Origin of the sequence: Arachnia propionica, from assembly GCF_900637725.1 — a bacterium.
GTDB lineage: Bacteria > Actinomycetota > Actinomycetes > Propionibacteriales > Propionibacteriaceae > Arachnia > Arachnia propionica.
The window spans coordinates 1505927-1526705 of sequence record NZ_LR134406.1 but is presented as its reverse complement, the minus strand read 5'-3'; the positions used below and the strand labels follow the sequence as shown (position 1 = coordinate 1526705).

The following is a 20779-nucleotide window of genomic DNA, read 5'->3' as shown; positions in this document are numbered from 1 at the left end:
TTTCGCTTATCGCTTGATGTCAGTTCAGGAGCCGGCGAGCCTCATCGAGCCGCCCGGCCACGGTTGATTCGAATACGTGCGTCCCGAGATCGACGCTCATGCCGCCGATCACGTTCTCGTCCACCGTGATCTGCAGGAGGACGGGACCGCCAACCTGAGCCTCCAAGGCCCTGCGAAGCCGTTCGGTGCGCCCCTCGTCGAGGGGGCGGGCCACGGTGACCCGCGCCATCCGCTCCCCCGCCAGGTCTGCGGCCAGAGCCAGATAGCTGGTGAGGGTGAGCGGGACCGTGCGGGCACGGGCAGCGGCCGCGCGCGACGCGAGCCGCTCCGTGACGGGAGCCACCCGGCCCGCCAGCAGCCGGGCGATCAGGGCGCGCCGATCTGCGAGAGCTCTTCCCCGGTTGCGCAGCGCGTCCGAGAGCTCCGGGGAACCGTCGATGACCAGGGCGAACCTGTGCAATTCCTCCTGGACGCGCTTCAGCTCCCCACGCTCGTTGGCGGTACGCAACAGGCCGCGCACACCCTGCCGCTCGATGGCATCGATCATGGTTCGCCCGCTGGGCCAGGGGCGGTAGGCCACCTCGGTGACCACGGAAAGAGCGGCGGCCCCCAGCCGGCCCTCGAAGAGTCTGCGGGCCAGCGCCTGCCGGTCCCTCCCGCTCGCGGAGGGATCGGACAGCGAACGCCTCAGCGGAGGCTGGCCCTCGAGCAGATCGGCAACTGCGAACAGCTCATCGGCAGCGGTTTCGTCCACCTGGATGGCATCCGCCACCGGATCGAAGGCGCTGAGGGCGATGTCGCGGGATTTCATCGGGGGGTGCCTGCCGTTTCCAGTTCCTGCAGGAAGCGGTCGATGGTCCGGTTGGCGCGCTCGTCGTCAGTGAGTGCCTCACCGACGATCCGGCCGGCGAGGGTGGTGGCCAGGCCACCGATGTCCGCGCGAAGCTCGGCCAGGAGCTGCGCACGCTCGGCCTCCAGCTGGGCCCTGCCCGCGGCGAGAATGCGGTCCGACTCCTTGCTGGCCCGCTCCCGGGCTTCCGCCAGCATCTGTGCCCCGGTGTTCTTCGCCTCCTCGCGGATCTTCGCGGCCTCCTCGCGTGCGGAGTTGAGTTGGTCGTTGTACTCCGCCAGCGCCGCCTCCGCTTTGGACTCGGCCTGCTCGGCCCGCCGGATTCCCCCCTCGATGCGTTGGTAACGCTCCTCGTACAGTTTCTCGAAGGCCGGGACGACGGCCTTCCACATGACGAGGAACACCAGCAGCATCAGGATGATGCCGACCACGACCTCGGACAGGTGATGGGGCAGAAGCGGCCCGAGATCTATCCCGGACTCGAGCAGCACCCCATTCACGGGAACCACGTCAATCCTCACTGAAGAACGAAGGCCAGGGCAATGGCGATGATGGCGAGCGCCTCGACGACGGCGAAGCCGATGAAGGCGGTGCTCATCATGGCACCACGCGCCTCGGGCTGGCGAGCGGTTCCGTTGATGACGGAGGCGAAGATCCAAGCGACGCCCAGGGCCGGGGCGATGGTGGCGATCGCGTAGCCGATCATGTTGAGCGAACCGTTGATTTCCAGGAGGGTCTGCATGGTTTTCCTTTCGGATGGCTCCTCACCGGGATTGGTGACGGAGTCGGATTTTTCGAATCAGTGGGCCTCTGAGACTGAGGTTGACACGTACTGGGCGGTCAGGACGGTGAAGATGTAGGCCTGCAATGCGCCGATGAACAGCTCCAGGAACAGGATCGCGAAACTGAACATCACCGAAACGGCACCGGAGACGTTGTACATGAGGTTGTTCTGGAAGGTCAACAGGAAGGAGCCTCCGACCACGAACACCAGAACCACCAAGTGCCCGGCGAACATGTTGGCGAACAGACGCAGGGCGAGCGTGACTGGGCGGGTGACGAACGTCGCGAGAAACTCCAGCGGGATGATCAACCACAGGAGATACCACGGAACGCCCTCCGGGATGAGCGCCTTCTTGAGAAACCCGATGCCGAATTTGCGGAATCCCGCACCGACGTAGACACACCAGGACAGGAAAGCCAGACCGTAGGCGAATCCGACGTTGCTGAAAGTCGGGAGCATGAACACGAAGGTCTCGCCGAACCAGTTGTTGATCAGCAGGAAGGAGAACAGGCCGAGCAGGTAGGGCAGGAAACGCCTGTAGTCGTGGTGGAGAATGTCGCGGGCGATGCCATTTCGGACGAATTCGTAGAGGTACTCGGCGAGGAACTGCCGTTTGGGGGGCAGCACCTTGAGGCGACGCGAGGCCAGCCACCAGAGCAGGACCACCAATAGAGCCGCTATGACGGCCTGCCAGAAGGGCTTGTTCATCCAGGTGGGGGTGCCGGGAATGACGGGGGTGTCGAAGATGAAGTCGTTGACGCTCGGCGGGGTGTAACCGCCATCGCCACCGCTCTCCAGCGGAAGAAGCCAAGGGTTCACGTGCCGCTCCCATATCGTTTGATGATCAGATATGTGCTGCAGGCCAGGCCCAGGATCAGGCCCAGCGGCAGCAACCACGATGTCTTCCAGAGATGATCACCCAGCCAGCCCAGGCCTCCGTAGAAGAGCAGACCCGCCAGGATGTAACTGAGCACGACCATCCCGTCCTCGGTACCCCGTTGCTGAGGGGGCTTCTCCTCGGGTTCTGGTCTGGTGCCCATGTCGGGAGTGAGCCTAGCGGAAAACTCCCCTGCCTTCATCCTCCCAGGCCGCACTTTCAGCCTTGGTCGTGAATGTCGTAAATGGGTACGCGTTGCCGCGACGCCACCACGACCACACCCGTTGTCCAGGCGAGCACCGTTGCGATGACCGCGGCCGCCAGCCAGTTCCTGTCCGTCGCTGGTCCGAGCTGCGGATGACTCGTCACGAACCAGATCCCGGCTCCGACCCCCACCACGCGAACCGCATAGCTCACGAGCACCAGTCCGAGGCCTTGGACGGGTTCCAGCTCGCAGGCCACGACCTCGACGGCCTGCCCCACGGAGCAGAAGATGACCACCGCGGCGAATCCCAGCGCGGCCCCGATGAGTGCCGCCCGGGAACCGGTCGCCAGGGCCAGGCCGCACGCCGCGATCCCCGCCGCGTGTCCGGTCAGGAGCCCGCCGATCATCATCTGCCGGGCCCGCCGGGTGGCTCCTGTGACCCGGCGTTCAGCCATGTTTCGCCGCCCCGGATCCGCGCCTGACGGGCATGACGGTGACCAGCACCAGCAGCACGAAGAAAACCCCGATGGCCCACCACGTCGCGGGGTGGTTCAGGAGCACCGTGCAGACCAGGCCACCCGCTATCAACGCACCCCAGGAACACATGATGAACACGACCCCGCGCTGCGAATGTCCCCGGGCCACCAGCCTGTGGTGCAGGTGATGCTTGTCGGCCTTGAACGGGTGCTGGCCCCGCGCTGTGCGACGGATCCAGGCCAGGATCAGGTCGCTCAGGGGCAGGGCCATCGTGGCGAACGGCAGCAGCACCGGGAGCAGAGCGGGCAGGACGTCGTCGTGATCCCGGCTGAGGGCGCTCGGATCCACCTGGCCGGTGAAAGAGATGGCGCTCATCGCCATCAGGAATCCCAGCAGCATGGATCCGGCATCCCCCATGAACATGTGCGCCGGCTGGAAGTTGTGGCCGAGGAACCCGAGGCAGATGCCGAGGGTGGCCACGGTCAGCAGGCTCGCCGTCGTGGCCCGGGCCAGGTCCTGTTCGTAGGCGAGCACGTACGAGTAGGCGAAGAACGCCCCCGCCCCGACCGCCACCAACCCGGCGGCCAGCCCGTCCAGCCCATCGACGAAGTTGACGGCATTGGCGCACACCGCGATGAAGATGACCGTGATCAGGATGCTGCTGGCGTCGTCGAGGGCCAGCACAGCGTTCGGCAGGGGGATCCAGTAGATGCGAACCCCTCCCAGCACGGCCGCCCCCGCGGCCAGCACCTGGCCACCGAATTTCACGACTGGACTCAGCTCGACCACGTCATCGACCAGCCCGACAGCGCAGATCAGACCGCTCGCCAGGAGCACCACCAGGGCGTCGTGCCCGACCGTGGCGAAACGCGACAGGAACGGCATGTTCACGGCGAGTATCAGGCAGACGACCAGTCCGCCGAACATCGCGAGCCCGCCGAAATAGGGTTTGGGGCTGGTGTGTACGTCACGCGCCCTCACCTTCGCCACCGCGTTCCAGCGCAGGGCCAGTTGACGGCACACCGCCGCGAACAGGTAGGTGGCGGCGGTGGCGACCAGTAGCACGAGAAGGTATTCGCGCATCAGCCAGCCTGCAGCTCCGGCACCACCTCGCGGAGCTCCTCGAGATCGATCGCCCCCTGGCGGAGAACCCGCCCGTGTTCGTCGCCGGTGAAGTCGATGATCGTGGAGGCCTTCCCCCCTGGTGCCCTCCCGCCATCCAGATAGACCGCGACGGCCTCGGCCAGCATGCGGCGGGCCTCCCCGGCGGTGGTGGCGGCCGGCTGCCCGGAAACGTTCGCCGAACTCACGGCCATGGGCCCCGTGCGACGCAGCAGGGCGCGGGCCTGGTCGTGGTCGGGAACCCGGACGGCAACCGTTCCCCGGGTCTCCCCCAGGTCAAGGGGAAGCGATCGCTGCGCCTTGACGATGATGGTCAACGCCCCCGGCCAGAACCGTGCAACCAGTTTCCTGGCTGCCTCCGGGACCTGACCGGCGAGGGCACGCAGCATCGACGCCTCCGCTATCAGCACCGGCGGCGGCATGTCCCTTCCCCGTTTCTTCGCCTCCAGCAGCCCCGTTACCGCCTTGGCGTCGAATGCGGCACACCCGATCCCGTAAACGGTGTCGGTTGGGAAGACGACACACTGCCCCTCCGCGACCGCTTCCCGGGCGGTCTCGAGGGCGGTATCGGCTTCAAACTCGAGGAGCAGCGTCCTCGACCCGGTTTCACTCACCCGCCAATCCTGCCACGTCTGGCTACGAGGTGCCGGGGGTACCCTGCCAGGTCGCGTACCGTCCGGATCTCGGAGAAACCGTCGGAGAAGATTCCCCGGACCTGCTCGGCGTGCGACTGGTCGTGTTCCATGGCCACCAGGCCTCCCGGCGCCAGGAGCCTGCGCGCCACCGAGTGGACTACCCGGATGGCCTCCAGCCCATCCTCACCACCGAACAGCGCCTCGGCCGGGTCGTGGGTCACCTCCGCCGGGAGCCGGCCACGCAGGCCGGTGGGAACATAGGGCGGGTTCGCCACCACGACATCCACCCGGGCATCGAGATCGTGGAAGGCCTCGGACATGTCCTCCCTGCGACAGTCCACCCCGAGGCCCTCAAGGTTCCGCAGCAGCCAGGGCCACGCGTCGGAGGAACGCTCCACGGCGTGCAGCTCCAGGCCACCACGTTCCCTCGCGAGGCTCCGGGTTATGGCCCCCGACCCGGCGCACAGTTCAACCACACGGTGTCTCCCCGCGGGCAGGCCCGCCAAGTGCGCGAGCACCTCGTCCACCAGCAGTTCCGTTTCGGGACGCGGTATGAACACCCCGGGTCCCACATCGAGGGTTTCGTAGCGGAACGGAGCCCGGCCCGTGATGTGCTGGACCGGTTCCCCGGTTTTCCGCCGCGCCACAAAACCAGCCACCCGGTCGCGGTCCCCGGGTGAGGCGTCCCGGAGGATCAGCGCCGCCGAGTCGCATTCCAGGGCGTGGCAGACGAGCCAACGGGCATCGGCCGCCGGAGTGGTGACGCCAGCCTCCGCCAGCTGCTCCGAGACCTCCAACACCAGGTCCCAAGCCCTCATCGGCCTGGTCCGGAAAGCCGTTCGGCCAGGTCGGCCTCGGCAAGCGCGTCGAGCACGGGCGCCAGGGCCCCCGCCAGGACCAGGTCCAGGTTGTGGGCCTTGAAACCGATCCGGTGGTCGGCGAAACGGTTCTCCGGGAAGTTGTAGGTGCGGATCCGCTCGGAACGGTCCACCGTGCGCACCTGCGACCTGCGGGCGGCGGACGCCGCCTCCGCGGCCTTCGCCTCCCGGATGGCGGCCAGCCTGGAACGCAGCAGGCGCATCGCCTGTTCGCGATTCTGCAGCTGGGAACGTTCGTTCTGGCAGCTCACCACCACCCCCGTCGGGAGATGGGTGATCCTGACCGCCGAGTCGGTGGTGTTCACCCCCTGGCCGCCGGGCCCGGATGCGCGGAACACGTCGATTCTGAGGTCGGATTCGCTGATCTCCAATTCCTCTGGCTCGATGTCCGGGGAGACCAGCACACCGGCTGCGGAGGTGTGAATGCGACCCTGGGTCTCGGTGACGGGAACGCGTTGCACCCGGTGCACCCCACCCTCGAACTTGAGCCGACCGTAAGGTCCTACCCCATCGACGCCGGTTCCCTTGACGGCCACCGTCACCGACTTGAATCCGCCGAGATCAGTGGCCTGGGAGTCCAGCACCTCGAGGTGCCAGCCGACCTGTTCCGCGTACCGCTGGTACATGCGCAACAGATCGGCCGCGAACAGCGCGGACTCCTCACCGCCCTCCCCCGACTTGATCTCGAGAATCGCGTCGGCGTCGTCGTTCGGATCCCTCGGGGCCAACAGCCGGGTGAGCCGCGCCGCGGTCTCCTCCAGCTGCGCCCCGAGCGCCCCGGCCTCCTCCGCGAACGCGGGATCCTGCTCCGCGAGTTCGAGTGCCGCCTCCCGGTCGGCCGCCAACCCGCGGTACAGGGCCAGGGCCTCGACCACGGGACGCAGCGCCGCATAACGACGACCGACCCGGCGCATCAGCACCGGGTCGGCGTGCGTCGCGGGGTCTGCCAGTTGAACCTCGAGCTGATCGTATTCGGCGATCAGGGGATCCGCGTTCTCAAACAATTTCGCAGGCTCCGCGAACTCACTTCTTCTTGTTCTTGGCGTACATGCGCTCGAAACGGGCGACGCGGCCACCGGTGTCGAGGATCTTCTGCTTGCCGGTGTAGAAGGGGTGACACTCGGAACACACGTCGGCGTTCAGGGCCCCCTTCTTCGAGGTGCTGCGGGTGGTGAAGGTGTTTCCGCAGGTGCAGTGAACCTTCGTCTCGACGTAATCGGGGTGGATACCCTGCTTCATGTTCTTCTCCTAGACGTGTGTTCTTCCCGGGTCGCCACACCATCGGTGGGCGTGAACCGGCACAGCGTGCAATTGTGCCAGCCGATGCCGTCGAATCAAAACGATCCCGACAGCTCCGGCGCTGACGGCTCAGCCGTCCTGGGCCGGGGTGGTCTTCAGGACGCTGAGCAGGAACTCGTGATTGTTCTGCGTCTTGCGCATCCTGGCCAGCAGGGTCTCCAGGGCGGCCTGGTCGTCGAGACCGGAGAGCGCGCGCCGCAGCTTCCAGATGATGTTCAACTCGTCGCGGCCGAGCAGCAGGTCCTCGCGGCGGGTTCCGGAGGCGTCCACGTCGATCGCGGGGAAGATCCGCTTGTCGGCAAGCTGCCTGGCGAGCCTGAGCTCCATGTTGCCCGTGCCCTTGAACTCCTCGAAGATGACCTCGTCCATCCGGGATCCGGTCTCGATGAGGGCGGTGGCCAGGATGGTCAGGGAGCCGCCGTTCTCGATGTTGCGGGCCGCCCCGAAGAACTTCTTGGGCGGGTAGAGGGCCGCGGAGTCGACGCCACCGGAGAGGATACGCCCGGAGGCCGGGGCGGCCAGGTTGTACGCCCTGCCCAGGCGGGTGATGCCGTCGAGCAGGACCACCACGTCATGGCCGAGTTCGACGAGGCGTTTCGCGCGTTCGATGGCCAGTTCCGCGACCACGGTGTGATCCTCGGCGGGACGGTCGAAGGTGGATGCGATCACCTCACCGGATACGGTGCGCTGGAAATCGGTGACCTCTTCGGGACGCTCGTCGACGAGAACCACCATGAGGTGGACCTCGGGGTTGTTCGCGGCTATCGCGTTCGCGATGGCCTGCATCACCATCGTCTTGCCGGCCTTGGGCGGGGAGACGATCAGGCCTCGCTGTCCCTTGCCGATCGGGGCCACCAGGTCGATGACGCGGCCGGTCAGCTGCGTGTTGACCGTCTCGAGGCGAAGCTTCTCCTGGGGGTAGAGGGGGGTCAGTTTCGCGAACTCGGGACGCTGCTTGGCCTTCTCCGGATCGTCTCCGTTGACGGAGTCGATCCGCACCAGCGGGTTGTACTTCTCCTTGCGCTCACCCTCCCGGGGGGTGCGAATGGCGCCGACGATCACGTCGCCCCGCCGCAACCCGAAACGGCGCACCATGGCCAGCGGCAGGTAGGCATCGTTGGGGCCGGGAAGGTACCCGGTGGTGCGCACGAAGGCGTAGTTGTCGAGGATATCGACTATCCCGGAAACAGCGGCGAGCACGTCGTCCTCGGAGACCGTGGGTTCGTTCTCGAAACGATCCATACCACCGGAGCCGCGGTTACGGCGGTTCTGGCGGTCGCGGTTGCGGCGACGCCGTCCACGGCGGCCACCCTCGTTGTCCTCCTCGAAACGGCCCGCCCCTGCACTGGCGGGAGCGAGGACCGGGGCGGTGTTGGGGGCGCTGGTCTGGCCGAGTGCCGCGGCAAGCCGTTCCCCGACCTCCTCGTTCGTCGCCTCTTGGGCCGCGCGATCGCGTTCCTTGTTGCGTTCACGGCGACGCCGGTTGCGGCTTAGGCCTTCGTTCTCCGCCCGCGGCTGGGATTGCTGGGCGGGAGACCCGGGATCCGCCTTTTCCGCCTCGGAGGGCTCGGGTGCTGGGCGCTCCGGCACTTCCACCGGAAGTTGCGGCTCGGCGTCGGCCGTCTTCCTGGGGCGCGAGGTACGGGTCGGGTGCTCGGGCCTGGCCGGGACGTTGACCCCGCCGGAGATGGCGGCGATCAGATCGCCCTTGCGCATCGCGGAGGTGCCCTTGATGCCCATCCCGGCTGCCATCTTCTTGAGCTCCGGGAGCTTCAGGTCTGCCAGGGAGTTGGAACCGGATTCGGTCACGGAATGCCTTCCTTGCTCAGGAAACCGGTGGCGTGGGGAAATGCTCAGCCGGTGAAGTGTGTAGTCAAGGCGCTCATTTCACGGTGGTAAAAGAATCCGCCACCGGCGCCGTTCAGGTGACTGCGGAAATAATAACACGAAACCACGGCTTCTCCCCACCGGGCGTTACAGCAAAGGGCCCCGGGTCGTTTCCAAAGCACCGAATTGGAAGGTTCCGCGGATAGGGAGCGCCGACGGCGGGGATCAACTCTGCGGAAGAACCCTCCGGCTGCCCAATCAGTCGCGCGCCCCGGGGCGGAACACCGGCGCCACGCCTGGACCCGGCCGTCTCAGTCCAGGAGTTGCACTCCCCCACCGATCCCGAGGTCGTGACGCCGGAACCCCTCGTGTTCGACGGTTTCCGACGCCGCCAGCTGGTACTCCATCCCGACCGCGAACACGGTCGGTCCCGCCCCGGAGATTGTCGCAGGCACCCCCACTTCCCGCAGCCTCCGAAGCAGTGTCCAGGATGCCGGCATCAGTTCGGAACGGTGGAATTGGTGCAGCCGGTCCCTGGTGGCGGGCAGTAGCAGATCGGGGCGTTGCTCAAGGGCCAAGGGCAGGGAAGCAGCCGCGATCGCCTGGGCCACGGCGTCCCTCCGGGCGACCACATCGGGCAGCACCGCCCTGGCACCCGCGGTGAGGACCTCCAGATCGGGGACGAATGCGAGGCACCGCAGCCCCTCCGCGGGTCGTAGCCGGATCAGTTCCACCCGTTCCCCATCCAGCCAGGCCAGGATCGCACCGCCCCAGACCGCCGCGCCCGCGTTGTCGGGATGCCCCTCAAGAAGACTGGAGATCCGGGTCAGTTCGGCCCGGTCCAGTTCCTTGCCGGGAAAGGCGATACCGTGCGCGAGCGCGCAGCCCGCCACCATGGCGGCAGCGGAGGAACCGAGCCCACGCGAGTGCGGGATCGTGTTGTGTGCCCTCAGGACCAACCCGCCGGGCGGGGCCACGCCCCACTGGCGCAGGGCGTGCAGCAGCGTGGCCACCACGAGATGGGATTCGTCGCGTGGCACCTGATGGGCGCCCTCACCGGTCACCTCGATGCTGATCCCCCCGGTGTCCGAAACCTCCAGGGTCAGTTCGTCGAACCAGTTCACCGCCAACCCGATGCAGTCGAATCCCGGCCCCAGATTGGCGGTGGTCGCCGGGACACGTACGGTGAGCCTCACTTGCCCTCGATGCGCATGTAGTCGATGGAGTCCCCGATGAAGGGGGCCTCCCGAAGCGCCGCTACGACGTCCTGGAGATCCTGTTCACGCGCGTCGTGGGTCATGAAGTTCAGCTCCGCGGTGAATCCGTCGGTGCGACCCAGGCCTTCCAGATAGGACTGCTGGCAGGTTTGCAGGGAAACCCGGTGGGCGCCGAAGATCGTGGCGCACTTGGCCAGCACACCCGGTTTGTCCTCCACCTGGAAACGGATGTAGTAACGGCTGGTCGCGTCTCCGATGGGAGCGACCTCACGTTTGGTGTATCCGGTCCCGAGATGACCGGCGGTTCCCCGCACCCGGTTGCGGGCCGCGGTGACCACGTCACCCATGACCGCGGATGCGGTGGGAGCGCCACCCGCCCCCTGGCCGAGGAACATCAGCTGCCCGGCCTCGACCGACTCGACGAAGATCGCGTTGTACGCCCCGGACACGGAGGCCAGCGGGTGGGTCTTCGGGACCATGGCGGGATGGACCTTGACTATGACCCGGTCGTCGTCGGCCAGTTTGGCGACGGCCAGCAGCTTCACCACGCAACCCATCTGATCGGCCGCCTGGATGTCGGCTTCCGTGACGGAGGAGATGCCCTCACAGAAGACCTCGGGACTGTGCACCTCGGTGTGGAAGGCCAAACCGGCCAGGATCGCGGCCTTCGCGGCCGCGTCCTTGCCCTCGATGTCGGCGGTGGGATCGGCCTCCGCGAAACCGAGTTCCTGGGCCTGGCGCAGCGCCACGTCGAAGCTCAGATGATTGGTGGTCATCTGGTCGAGGATGTAGTTGGTGGTGCCGTTGACGATCCCCATGACCGCACGGATCTCGTCGCCGACCAAGGATTCCCGGAGCGGCCGGATGATCGGGATTGCTCCCGCCACCGCCGCCTCGTAGTAGAGGTCGACGCCGTTCTTCTTGGCGGTTGCACTCAGCCGCGCCAGATCCTCAGCCAGCAGCGCCTTGTTGGCGGTGATCACCGATGCCCCCGCATTCATGGCTTCGGTTAGCAGGTTCCGCGCGGGCTCGATGCCGCCGATCACCTCGACCACCAGGTCCAGGTCGCCGCGCGTGACGAGGCCGTGCACATCCGTGGTGAACAGGCCGGGATCGATTCCGGGACGTTCCACGTCAAGCCGGCGCACCCCGATCCCGACGAGTTCCAAGGGCCGGCCGATGCGCTGACGCAAGGATTCCGCCTCCTGGCTCAGTATCCGGGCCACTTGGGAACCCACCACACCGGCGCCGAGCAGCGCCACCTTCAATGGCGAAGTTTCCTCAGCCATGTTCACTCCCCTACGTCAAGTCGCATCAGGTCTTCCAGGGTTTCCCGCCTGAGAAGCGTTCGTGTCTCCCCCCGGCGCACCGCCAGCAGGGGCGGTTTCGGAACCTGATTGTAGTTACTGGCCATCGATCGGCAATACGCCCCGGCGCCGGGGACTGCGATCAGGTCCCCGGGGTGGATGTCCTTGGGCAGGAAGACGTCCCGGATCAGGATGTCGCCTCCCTCGCAGTGCTTCCCGACGACCCGCGCGAGCACGGGGTCGGCCTCCGAGGTCCGGTTCGCCAGGGCGCAGGAATACTCGGCGGCGTACAGGGCAGGGCGGATGTTGTCGCTCATACCCCCGTCGACGGAGACGTAGGTGCGCGAACGCCCATTCTCCAGCTCCACCGCCTTCACGGTCCCGACTTCGTACAGGGCCACCCCAGCCGGACCACAGATGGCGCGGCCCGGTTCGATGCTGAGCTGGGGGCGTTTCAATCCGAAACCCCGGCACTCGTGGTCGAGAATGTCCTCGAAGGCCCGGGCGAGGACATCGGTTGGCATGGGTGAATCGGCCTCCGTGTACGCGATTCCGAATCCGCCCCCGAGGTCCAGTTCCGCCAGTTCCACCCCGGTGGCGACACGGAACTGCTCCGCCAGCCGCAGCGTGCGACGGATCGCCACCTCGAAGCCGTGGGTCTCGAAGATCTGGGAACCAATGTGGCTGTGGATGCCGCGCAGCTCGATGAAGGGCGACGACTGGCACCGCACCAGCGCCGCGAGGGCGTGGCCCCCGAGGATGGACAGACCGAATTTCTGGTCCTCGTGGGCCGTGGCGATGTACTCGTGCGTGTGGGCTTCCACCCCGGTGGTGACCCGCACCAACGCATGGGCCTTCCTCCCGAGCTCCCGGCAGGCGGTCTCGATGCGGTCTATCTCGTGGAAGGAGTCGACGATGATGCGCCCAACCCCCTGCTCCAGGGCGAAACGGATCTCCTCCGCCGACTTGTTGTTGCCGTGGAACCCGAGCCGCTCCGCAGGCATCCCCCCGGACAGGGCGATCCGCATCTCCCCCATGGTCGTCACGTCCATGTGGAGCCCGTCCTCGGCCACCCAGCGCGCCACCGCCCGGGTAAGCAGGGCCTTTCCCGCGTAGTAGACCCGCCATCCGGCGAAGTGGTCGCGGAAGGCCCGCGCCCTGTCGCGGAAGTCCTGTTCGTCGATCACGTAGGCTGGTGTGCCCTGCTCGGCCGCGACCTGCGTCAGGGGGACCCCACCGATCACGATACGGCCCAACCCATCCCGCTCGGTTCCTGCGGGCCACAGTTCCGCACGCAGCTGGTTGAGGTTCTCGGGCAACGTGAGCCACTGCGGCCCTGTTTTGGCTACGTCGGCATGGATCGAGCCGGCGATGTGAGCGTGGGTCATGAGGTCAAAGCTTGCCAGATGGGGCGTGCCGGGGCCGATGAAACTCCGGCACGCCCCACAAAACGGGCGCGTTGGGCAGGATTCCGGGTTGTCTGCTCCCCGTGGGCGCGGAACTCGTCGGGAACGAACTGGGTGGAAAGTCCGACCAGGACGTGGAAGAAGATCGGCAGGCAGAAGCCCAGGATGATCATCACGCGCCTGCGGAAACACCTTCACCACCCGTGGCACCTCGAAGAACAGGCCGAACGCGGACAGCACGGCCACCAGAAGCATCACGCACCAGCGTCCGTTGCTGCTCCCCCAGTAGTTGTGAATGACCGCATTGATGACGAAGGCCAGGAACCGGCCGAAAACGATCATGAACTCGTTGCGCGCGACTATCCGGCCCCGCGTCTCGGATGACGAGATCTCGGCCAGGAAGACTGGCGCCTTCCCGATCCGACGCCGGATCCACGAGGAACGCATGTTTTCCCGGGAGCTGGCCGGGTACATCGTGGTGGAACCGTGTGACACCACCGACTACGAGGGTTTCACAGCCGCCGATCGTCTCCTGGGAGCCCCCGGGCCGCGTCCCACCGCACTTTTCGTGGGCAACGCCCTGGCCGCGCTCGACGCTCTGACCCTGGCGCGGTCCAGCCGAATCGCAGTCCCGGGAGAGCGGGCCGTCGCACCATCGACGGCACCATTCCTCGCGCGCAGCCCGGCCATCTCCCTGACCTCGGTGGCCCTCGAGACCGAACGCCGAGGAGCACTCGCCGGGGGAGCCGATGATCCGCAAGCTCCTGGAGTCCGGCGCGAAACACGCGAAACTGGTGATGCCCCACCGGGATCAGCATCCGGAGTTCCACGGTGTCCTGAGAAATCGCCGAGTTGCCCCGGAACTTCGGGTTCATGCTAGCCTGTCGGACGTCGAAGCCCCCGTAGCTCAGGGGATAGAGCACCGCCCTCCGGAGGCGGGTGCCGAGGTTCGAATCCTCGCGGGGGCGCTTCACGGCCGGACCTACCGGCGGGCCCATAACTCCAGGGAGTCCGTGCTTGACCGAAACCACAACAGCGCCCGCCAGGAGGGGACACCGCACGATGTGGGCCATGACCTTGGCCTTCGTGTTCGCGGTCACCCGCGCATTCAACGTGGTGTTGTGGAAGATTCCCCAGGTCACCTTCGTCCAGAACGACATCAGCTATTACGGGTACTGGCTCTGGTGCCTGCTGGGCGACGGCAGCCATGACCTGAAGTGCACGACGGCACTGGCCGGTTCCGGAGTGATGGTGGAGTATCCCCTTCCCGCCGTCTGGTTCCTGGAGCTGCTCTACACCCTCGGGAGCGGCCACCCCTGGTGGCTGCCGCTGATCCTGGTGGGAGGGGCGCTGATCGGTATCGCCCTCCTCACCGCATTGTGGGCCTGGGGCCACAAGCGGTTCGCTCTCCTGGGGGGCGCCGCCCTGGCTGTCCTGCTCGTCGCCGTCTGGTTCACCGCGTCCCTGCCCTACAGGAGCACCGCGTTCAATTCCTGGCTGCCGGTCTTCGCACTGTCGATGCTCCTGCTCGACGGTCTCGTGGCGACGATGCTGTTCAAGCACGGCTCGGTGGGTGCCTCAGTTTTCTGGATCCTGTTCATAGGGGCCTGCGGCCCCATCGTGTGGTTCCGCTTCGACATGCTGACCGCAGCCGCCGTTGCCCTCGCATGCCTGTGGCTCAACCGCCACCCCGCCACCTCGGGCGCCCTGATCGGCCTCGGCGCGGCGATAAAACTCTGGCCCGCCCTGCTGATCGCCCCGATGTCCGCCCCTGCCCCCCTGCACGCGGGCAGGGGACGATGCCGCCTGATCGGCTTCGCCGCAACCGGGTTCACCCTGGGGCTCGCGTCTTTGCTGATCGGCGGATGGGCCCGCTCGGCGTCCCCTCTGACCTGGCAGTCGAGCCGAGGGCTCCAGATGGAATCCGTCCCAGCGACCCCGCTCATCTTCCTGCGAACGTTCACCGCCAATCCCGCCTGGCGGGTTGAGCTCAGCAAGTACAACGCCATCGAGTTCCGTGGGCCGGGCATCGATCCCCTGCTCGGGCTGTCGACTCTCCTCACCGCCGGTTCGATCCTGCTCACCGTGGCGCTCACGTGGAGACTGCTCCGCAATTTCCGCTCGAGCGACGAGCACCTGACCCAGGCCATCCTGTTGTCGGTGCTCGCCGTGGTGCTCGCCACCGTGATCTCGAACAAAACCCTGTCCACGCAGTACGTCCAGTGGCTGGCGGGGCCGCTGGCGGCCCTGCTCGCTCTCGGTTCCAGCCCGTGGTTGAAACGCCCCCGCCGGGTTCTGGCGATCGGTTTGGTGATCATCGCGCTACTCACCCAGTACACCTATCCTTGGGGAACCCTAGGTATCATGGCGATCCCCAACGGATCCGGTTTCGAGTCCTCCACCCTGGTGGCGCGCAACGTGCTTCTCGTGATCCTGGCGGGATTCACGGCGGGACTCGCGTGGCGCGCCACGTCCCGCCCTCACCCCGGTCGTCCCGGCCGGGATTCGCTAAGCTGATCCTCGGGCGAAGAAGCCTGACGCCCAAGCAGTAGTCTCAAGTAAGGGGATTGTGGCAGCGGCCACTGGCGAAGATGTCGACACCTGACTCACACGATGCATTTGGAGCAAACTCCTGGTTGATCGACGAGATGCGGGATGCCTGGGAAAAGGATCCCTCATCCGTGGACGAATCGTGGCAGGCCTTCTTCAAGGACAAGCCCATCCCCACGAACACGGCCCCCACACCCACTCCCCCAGCGCGGGATGATCGTCCCACCCCTCCCCCGCAGGAGCGCACTCCCCGGCAGGAGGGAAACCAACCGATGGTGGAATCGGTCAAACCCACCAGGGAATCCCCCTCCACCCCGGGCACCGGGGCCGGCCTATCGGCCAACGCACCGAACCCGTCGCTGCGGCCCGAGCCCTCCGCGGTGGCACCCCGCCTGACCGTACTTCGCGGCGCCCCGATGCGCACGGCCAAGAACATGGACGCCTCACTGAGCGTGCCCACCGCCACATCCGTGCGTTCCGTGCCCATGAAACTCGTGATCGATCAGCGCACCGGGATCAACAACTTCCTGAAAACCTCCAAGGGCGGCAAGGTCAGCTTCACCCATCTGATCGCCTACGCGATGATCCAGGCCCTGAAGGCCGTGCCCGCGATGAACAATTCCTACGACGTCATCAACGGCAAGCCGACGCTGATCGAAAACCCCGCGATCAACCTGGGAATCGCCATCGACCTCAAGAAACCGGACGGCACCCGCCAGCTCTTGGTTCCCAACATCAAGGGATGCGAAAAGCTCAATTTCGCACAGTTCTGGGCAGACTACGAAAAGATCATCGCCAAGGCGCGCGCCGGGGAGCTCACGGTGGCCGATTTCGCCGGTACCACCGCCACCATCACCAATCCCGGGGGCATCGGGACGAATCACTCCGTGCCCCGGCTGATGAACGGTCAGGGAATGATCCTCGGTGTCGGGAACATCGACTATCCCGCGGAGTTCCAGGGGACCTCGCTGTTCCACGTCGACGACTTCGGCATCTCCAAGATCACGACGCTTACCTCCACCTATGACCACCGCGTGATCCAGGGTGCCCAGTCGGGCGAGTTCCTGAAGATCATCCACCAGCTGCTGCTCGGGGAGCAGGGCTTCTACGACAAGATCTTCGAGGCCCTGCGTATCCCGTACGAGCCGTTGCGCTGGAGTGTCGACATCTCTACCCACCGCGAGAACCAGGTTGCGAAGCAGGGACGGGTGCTGGAACTCATCAACGCCTACCGCTCGGTGGGACACCTGGTGGCCGACACCGACCCGCTGGAGTACCGGCAACGCTCACACGAGGACCTGCGGCTGGAAACCCACGGCCTGTCCATCTGGGATCTGGACCGTGAGTTCGCCGTCGGCTCCTTCGGCGGACAGGAAAGGGTCTACCGCTCGCTGCGGGAGATCCTCGCAATCCTGCAGGACTCCTACTGCCGCACCGTGGCCGTCGAGTACATGCACATCGCGGATCCCCAGCAGCGCAAGTGGTTCCAGGACCGCATCGAGGTGCCCCACCAGGCCCTAACCCACCAGGAGCACATGCACGCCCTCGACAAACTGAACGAGGCCGAGGTCTTCGAAACCTTCCTGCAGACCAAGTTCGTCGGACAGAAACGTTTCTCCCTGGAGGGCGGTGAATCCGTTATCGTCCTGCTGGACGAGATCTGCCAGCAGGCCGCGAACGAACAACTCGACGAGGTGTGCATAGGTATGCCGCACCGCGGCCGCCTCAACGTGATGTCGAACATCGTCGGCAAGGACTACGCCCAGATCTTCCACGAGTTCGCAGGCACCATCGACGTCTCCGGCACCGGTGACGTCAAGTACCACCTGGGTTCGGAGGGCAAGTTCGTCGCCAACAACGGGGCCACCATCAAGGCCTCCGTCGCGGCCAATCCATCCCATCTGGAAGCGGTCAACCCGGTTCTCCAAGGAATCGCCCGGGCGAAACAGGACATGGTCGGTGGCGACGACTTCCCGGTGCTGCCGCTTCTCCTGCACGGCGATGCGGCCTTCTGCGGCCAGGGGGTCATCTTCGAAACCCTGCAGATGAGCCAGCTGCGCGGCTACAAGACCGGCGGCACCATCCACATCGTGGTCAACAACCAGGTGGGATTCACCACGGCCCCCATCGAGTCGCGCACCTCCACCTACTGCACGGACGTCGCCAAGGCCATCTCCGCCCCGGTGCTGCACATCAACGGCGACGACCCCGATTCCTGCATTCGGGCCGCCCGACTGGCCTTCACCTACCGACAGCAGTTCCACAAGGATGTCGTGATCGACCTGGTCTGCTACCGGCGCCGCGGCCACAACGAAGGCGACGACCCGAGCTTCACGCAGCCCAAGATGTACGACCTGATCGAGCAGAAACGCTCCGTCAGGCGCCTGTACACCGAGGCCCTGATCGGACGCGGAGACATTTCCATGTCCGACGCCGAGGACGTGATGGACAAGTTCAGGGCCCGCCTGGAGAACGTGTTCAAGGAGGCCCGTGATGCCAAGAACACCGACGCGGTGATCGAGGAGTACACGAGGGTGCCCTACTATCCGACGAAACAGGGGCACCGGCTCACCGAGATCACACCGGAGATGCTGCACCGAATCAGCGAGGTGCACACCAGGCTCCCGGAGGGTTTCACCCCCCATCCGAAGGTGTTGCCCCAGCTGAAACGCCGTGCCGATCAGATTCTCAACGGCCCCATCGACTGGGCGACGGCCGAGCTGCTCGCCATCGGTTCGCTGCTGATGGAGGGGCGGCCCGTCCGGCTGACCGGGCAGGATTCGCGCCGCGGGACCTTCTCGCAACGGTTCGCGGCCATCGTCGACCGCGTCACCAACGAGGCCTGGGTGCCCCTGAAACACCTGAGCGACGACCAGGCCACCTTCGATGTCTACGACTCGCTGCTCAGCGAGTACGCTGCCATGGGTTTCGAGTACGGCTACTCCGTGGCCCGGCCGGACGCCCTGGTGTTGTGGGAGGCGCAGTTCGGAGACTTCGCCAACGGCGCCCAGATCATCGCCGACGAGTTCGTCGTGTCCGGGCAGGCGAAGTGGGACCAGAAGTCCGGTGTGGTGCTGCTGCTGCCGCACGGCTTCGAGGGGCAGGGCCCGGACCACAGCTCCGCACGCATCGAACGCTGGCTGCAGCTGTGCGCCGAGAACGCCCTCGCCGTCAGCCAGCCGTCGACGGCAGCAAGCTATTTCCACCTGCTGCGCCAGCACGCCTACGTGAACTACCACCGTCCGGTCGTGGTGGCCACCCCGAAATCGATGCTGCGCAGCAAGGCGGCTGCCTCGCTGCCGGAGGAGTTCACCTCGGGGGCCTGGCATCCGGTGCTGGACGACCCGACGATCACGGATCCGTCCGAGGTCACCCGCCTGCTGATCTGTTCCGGCAAGATCCGCTGGGAGCTCGTGACCAGCCGGGAGAAGTTCGGTCTCGACGGCAAAGTGGCAATCATCTCCTTGGAGCGCCTCTATCCGCTGCCCGGAGCCGAGATGGCCAAGGTGCTGGAACGCTACCGTCACGTCACCGACATCCGGTTCGTCCAGGACGAGCCCGCCAACCAGGGGCCGTGGCCGTTCATCTCCGTGCACCTGCCGAATTCCGTGGCTAACCACACCGACATCCCGCTGCGCATGCACCGGGTGGCACGACCATGGTCCTCCGCCCCGTCGGTCGGTTCCATGAAGGTTCACCAGCAGCAGACCACGGATCTGATGAACAGCGCTTTCGGGGCGTGAGGACGATGTTTCCCGGTGATGGGCACGCCTCCGCCACCGGGATTCTCACCCGACCAGCAAGACCCGGGACTCGAGGAAGATGGTGAGCCATGGATACCGTTGAGAAACTGACCACCTGCTACCGGAAATTGATGGGTTCCGTACCGGAGGGAATCTGGTTCGCCCCCGGACGGGTGAACCTGATCGGCGAACACACCGACTACAACGACGGTTTCGTTCTGCCCTTCGCGCTGGAACAGCGCGCCCTCGTCGCAGCGGGGCATCGCGACGACGACCTGATCGTCATGCACGCCATGGATCTCTCGGAAACCGTGGAACTTCCACTGTCGAATCTCAATCCCGGCGGCGGGGGCTGGGCGGCCTACCTGGCCGGGGTGCTGTGGGCACTGCGCGAGGCGGGACACCAGGTGGGAGCGGTCAACTTGGTGCTCACCTCGGATGTGCCTCTCGGGGCGGGTCTGTCCAGTTCCGCAGCGATCGAGTGCGCGGTGATGGCTGCCGCCTGCGACCTCTTCGGCCTGGAGATCGCTCCCATGGAGCGTGCACGGCTGGCGCAGCGGGCGGAGAACGCCTACGTGGGCGCCCCGACCGGCCTCCTGGACCAGGCCGCCAGCACCCTCTGCCACGCAGGTCACGGACTCTTCATGGACTGCCGCACGCTCGAGACCGCCGAGGTGCCCCTGCCGCTGCGCGAGCAGGGGGTCGAGATCCTGGTGCTCGACACCCGTACCCCTCACAGCCACGTGGACGGGGAGTACGGGGAACGCCGGGCGACGTGCGAGCAGGCCGCCGCGATCCTCGGGATCAGGGCGCTGCGCGACGTCACGAACCTGGATGCAGCCCTGGCGAGGCTTCCCGACGAGCGGATGCGCAAGCGGGTCCGGCACGTGGTCACCGAGAATGATCGAACCCGCGCCGCCCTGGAACTCGCGGTTAAGGGGAACCTGGCCGGGATTGCCTCCCTGTTGAACGAATCCCACGCATCCATGCGCGATGACTACGAGATCACGGTCCCGACCATCGATCTCGCCGTGGAGACGGCCTTGGCGCAGGGAGCACTCGGGGCCCGGATGACGGGTGGAGGATTCGGTGGCTGCATCATCGCATGGTGCCCCACAGGACGGGCCGAACACATCGGATCAGCCATTCGGGATGCCTTTGAGAAGGCAGGATTCCTGGACCCCTCATGGTTCACGGCCGTTCCCTCAGAGGGAGCCGGTCGACTGAAGTGACCTCCGAATTCCACGGTTTCATGCTCTGTTGCGGGGCGGCAGGGTTGTTTATTGCTGTGGACCGGAGTAAGTTCTATCCGCTCGAAAGATCATCTAGCCGAAAAAAGGAGTGCCATTCATGGACTGGCGCCACAGGGCAGCCTGCCTGACAGAGGACCCGGAGCTGTTCTTCCCTGTCGGCAATACCGGCCCCGCACTCCAGCAGATCGAGGACGCCAAAAAGATCTGCCAGAGCTGTGCGGTCAAGGACCAGTGCCTCAACTGGGCGCTCGACGCCGGCCAGGATCACGGTGTCTGGGGTGGTACGAGTGAGGACGAACGCCGGGCCATGAAACGCCGCGCCGCTCGCTCGCGGGTGCGCGCCGGTTGA

General features: G+C 66.1%; 21 protein-coding genes, 1 tRNA gene and 1 pseudogene. 6 read left to right on the top strand and 17 right to left on the bottom strand.

Translation table 11 applies throughout. From position 1 onward, the window contains the following. Nucleotides 1-19: 19 nt before the first annotated feature. The 17 genes and pseudogenes from EL272_RS06695 to EL272_RS15700 all read right to left on the bottom strand — a co-directional run. Nucleotides 20-811, bottom strand: a complete 792-nt coding sequence (locus EL272_RS06695; protein WP_014846456.1) for a F0F1 ATP synthase subunit delta — start codon at nucleotides 809-811, stop codon at nucleotides 20-22. Further along, nucleotides 808-1359 carry a F0F1 ATP synthase subunit B gene (locus EL272_RS06690; RefSeq protein WP_014846455.1) on the bottom strand — a complete coding sequence of 184 codons (552 nt, stop codon included), beginning with the start codon at nucleotides 1357-1359 and terminating at the stop codon, nucleotides 808-810. Before EL272_RS06690 ends, EL272_RS06695 begins: the two co-directional genes overlap by 4 nt. An 8-nt stretch (nucleotides 1360-1367) precedes the next feature. After that, nucleotides 1368-1592, bottom strand: a complete 225-nt coding sequence (gene atpE / locus EL272_RS06685; protein ID WP_014846454.1) for an ATP synthase F0 subunit C — start codon at nucleotides 1590-1592, stop codon at nucleotides 1368-1370. Nucleotides 1593-1649: 57 nt separating this feature from the next. Then, the gene (atpB, locus tag EL272_RS06680) at nucleotides 1650-2453 is read right to left on the bottom strand and encodes a F0F1 ATP synthase subunit A (RefSeq protein ID WP_014846453.1); all 804 of its coding nucleotides are present in this window, start codon (nucleotides 2451-2453) and stop codon (nucleotides 1650-1652) included. Then, on the bottom strand, nucleotides 2450-2674 hold the full coding sequence (locus tag EL272_RS06675) for a hypothetical protein (protein ID WP_073969946.1): 225 nt from the start codon (nucleotides 2672-2674) through the stop codon (nucleotides 2450-2452). Before EL272_RS06675 ends, atpB begins: the two co-directional genes overlap by 4 nt. A 56-nt stretch (nucleotides 2675-2730) precedes the next feature. Further along, nucleotides 2731-3171: a hypothetical protein gene (locus EL272_RS06670; RefSeq protein WP_041696394.1), complete on the bottom strand. Its 441-nt coding sequence runs from the start codon at nucleotides 3169-3171 to the stop codon at nucleotides 2731-2733. Further along, a complete protein-coding gene (locus EL272_RS06665; RefSeq protein WP_014846451.1) occupies nucleotides 3164-4276 on the bottom strand; it encodes an MraY family glycosyltransferase in 1113 nt (370 codons plus the stop codon). Before EL272_RS06665 ends, EL272_RS06670 begins: the two co-directional genes overlap by 8 nt. Continuing rightward, complete coding sequence (locus tag EL272_RS06660) at nucleotides 4276-4929, bottom strand: L-threonylcarbamoyladenylate synthase (protein WP_014846450.1); 654 nt, start codon at nucleotides 4927-4929, stop codon at nucleotides 4276-4278. The genes EL272_RS06665 and EL272_RS06660 overlap by 1 nt, the downstream gene beginning before the upstream one ends. Continuing rightward, complete coding sequence (prmC, locus tag EL272_RS06655) at nucleotides 4926-5768, bottom strand: peptide chain release factor N(5)-glutamine methyltransferase (protein ID WP_041696392.1); 843 nt, start codon at nucleotides 5766-5768, stop codon at nucleotides 4926-4928. The genes EL272_RS06660 and prmC overlap by 4 nt, the downstream gene beginning before the upstream one ends. Beyond that, nucleotides 5765-6832 (bottom strand): peptide chain release factor 1, encoded by a 1068-nt coding sequence (gene prfA, locus EL272_RS06650; RefSeq protein ID WP_014846448.1) that lies wholly within the window; start codon nucleotides 6830-6832, stop codon nucleotides 5765-5767. Before prfA ends, prmC begins: the two co-directional genes overlap by 4 nt. 19 nt (nucleotides 6833-6851) lie before the next feature. Continuing rightward, entirely contained in the window at nucleotides 6852-7067 is a 216-nt protein-coding gene (gene rpmE, locus EL272_RS06645; RefSeq protein ID WP_014846447.1) for a 50S ribosomal protein L31, read from the bottom strand. Between the two features lie 129 nt (nucleotides 7068-7196). Continuing rightward, on the bottom strand, nucleotides 7197-8879 hold the full coding sequence (rho, locus tag EL272_RS06640) for a transcription termination factor Rho (protein ID WP_234028392.1): 1683 nt from the start codon (nucleotides 8877-8879) through the stop codon (nucleotides 7197-7199). Nucleotides 8880-9265: 386 nt separating this feature from the next. Then, nucleotides 9266-10150 carry a homoserine kinase gene (thrB, locus tag EL272_RS06635; protein ID WP_061787028.1) on the bottom strand — a complete coding sequence of 295 codons (885 nt, stop codon included), beginning with the start codon at nucleotides 10148-10150 and terminating at the stop codon, nucleotides 9266-9268. Then, a complete protein-coding gene (locus EL272_RS06630) occupies nucleotides 10147-11460 on the bottom strand; it encodes a homoserine dehydrogenase (protein WP_014846445.1) in 1314 nt (437 codons plus the stop codon). Before EL272_RS06630 ends, thrB begins: the two co-directional genes overlap by 4 nt. 2 nt (nucleotides 11461-11462) lie before the next feature. Beyond that, the gene (gene lysA, locus EL272_RS06625) at nucleotides 11463-12866 is read right to left on the bottom strand and encodes a diaminopimelate decarboxylase (protein ID WP_061787193.1); all 1404 of its coding nucleotides are present in this window, start codon (nucleotides 12864-12866) and stop codon (nucleotides 11463-11465) included. After that, a complete protein-coding gene (locus EL272_RS15705; protein WP_198341762.1) occupies nucleotides 12863-13060 on the bottom strand; it encodes a hypothetical protein in 198 nt (65 codons plus the stop codon). Before EL272_RS15705 ends, lysA begins: the two co-directional genes overlap by 4 nt. Nucleotides 13061-13163: 103 nt before the next feature. Then, nucleotides 13164-13292: pseudogene (locus EL272_RS15700) on the bottom strand (MFS transporter); the annotation flags it as partial. Between the two features lie 37 nt (nucleotides 13293-13329). On the opposite strand from EL272_RS15700, the gene EL272_RS06620 reads away from it, so the two are divergent. The 6 genes from EL272_RS06620 (at nucleotide 13330) to EL272_RS06595 (ending at nucleotide 20779) form a co-directional block, all read left to right on the top strand. After that, nucleotides 13330-13764 carry a substrate-binding domain-containing protein gene (locus EL272_RS06620; protein WP_014846443.1) on the top strand — a complete coding sequence of 145 codons (435 nt, stop codon included), beginning with the start codon at nucleotides 13330-13332 and terminating at the stop codon, nucleotides 13762-13764. Nucleotides 13765-13780: 16 nt separating this feature from the next. After that, nucleotides 13781-13852: transfer RNA gene (locus EL272_RS06615), tRNA-Arg, on the top strand. A 103-nt stretch (nucleotides 13853-13955) separates the two neighbouring features. Continuing rightward, entirely contained in the window at nucleotides 13956-15401 is a 1446-nt protein-coding gene (locus EL272_RS06610; RefSeq protein WP_157682467.1) for a glycosyltransferase family 87 protein, read from the top strand. Between the two features lie 74 nt (nucleotides 15402-15475). Beyond that, complete coding sequence (locus EL272_RS06605; RefSeq protein ID WP_041696385.1) at nucleotides 15476-19177, top strand: multifunctional oxoglutarate decarboxylase/oxoglutarate dehydrogenase thiamine pyrophosphate-binding subunit/dihydrolipoyllysine-residue succinyltransferase subunit; 3702 nt, start codon at nucleotides 15476-15478, stop codon at nucleotides 19175-19177. Nucleotides 19178-19266: 89 nt separating this feature from the next. After that, nucleotides 19267-20409 carry a galactokinase gene (gene galK / locus EL272_RS06600; protein WP_014846440.1) on the top strand — a complete coding sequence of 381 codons (1143 nt, stop codon included), beginning with the start codon at nucleotides 19267-19269 and terminating at the stop codon, nucleotides 20407-20409. A 118-nt stretch (nucleotides 20410-20527) separates the two neighbouring features. Continuing rightward, on the top strand, nucleotides 20528-20779 hold the full coding sequence (locus EL272_RS06595; protein ID WP_014846439.1) for a WhiB family transcriptional regulator: 252 nt from the start codon (nucleotides 20528-20530) through the stop codon (nucleotides 20777-20779).

Excerpts from the sequence above, each read along its gene's own strand:
- EL272_RS06695 (WP_014846456.1), bottom strand. The coding sequence starts at position 811 with ATGAAATCCCGCGACATCGCCCTCAGCGCCTTCGATCCGGTGGCGGAT.
- atpE (WP_014846454.1), bottom strand. The coding sequence starts at position 1,592 with ATGCAGACCCTCCTGGAAATCAACGGTTCGCTCAACATGATCGGCTAC.
- EL272_RS06675 (WP_073969946.1), bottom strand. The coding sequence starts at position 2,674 with ATGGGCACCAGACCAGAACCCGAGGAGAAGCCCCCTCAGCAACGGGGT.
- EL272_RS06670 (WP_041696394.1), bottom strand. The coding sequence starts at position 3,171 with ATGGCTGAACGCCGGGTCACAGGAGCCACCCGGCGGGCCCGGCAGATG.
- EL272_RS06665 (WP_014846451.1), bottom strand. The coding sequence starts at position 4,276 with ATGCGCGAATACCTTCTCGTGCTACTGGTCGCCACCGCCGCCACCTAC.
- prmC (WP_041696392.1), bottom strand. The coding sequence starts at position 5,768 with ATGAGGGCTTGGGACCTGGTGTTGGAGGTCTCGGAGCAGCTGGCGGAG.
- rpmE (WP_014846447.1), bottom strand. The coding sequence starts at position 7,067 with ATGAAGCAGGGTATCCACCCCGATTACGTCGAGACGAAGGTTCACTGC.
- rho (WP_234028392.1), bottom strand. The coding sequence starts at position 8,879 with ATGGCAGCCGGGATGGGCATCAAGGGCACCTCCGCGATGCGCAAGGGC.
- EL272_RS06630 (WP_014846445.1), bottom strand. The coding sequence starts at position 11,460 with ATGGCTGAGGAAACTTCGCCATTGAAGGTGGCGCTGCTCGGCGCCGGT.
- lysA (WP_061787193.1), bottom strand. The coding sequence starts at position 12,866 with ATGACCCACGCTCACATCGCCGGCTCGATCCATGCCGACGTAGCCAAA.
- EL272_RS06620 (WP_014846443.1), top strand. The coding sequence starts at position 13,330 with ATGTTTTCCCGGGAGCTGGCCGGGTACATCGTGGTGGAACCGTGTGAC.
- EL272_RS06610 (WP_157682467.1), top strand. The coding sequence starts at position 13,956 with ATGACCTTGGCCTTCGTGTTCGCGGTCACCCGCGCATTCAACGTGGTG.
- EL272_RS06605 (WP_041696385.1), top strand. The coding sequence starts at position 15,476 with ATGTCGACACCTGACTCACACGATGCATTTGGAGCAAACTCCTGGTTG.
- galK (WP_014846440.1), top strand. The coding sequence starts at position 19,267 with ATGGATACCGTTGAGAAACTGACCACCTGCTACCGGAAATTGATGGGT.
- EL272_RS06595 (WP_014846439.1), top strand. The coding sequence starts at position 20,528 with ATGGACTGGCGCCACAGGGCAGCCTGCCTGACAGAGGACCCGGAGCTG.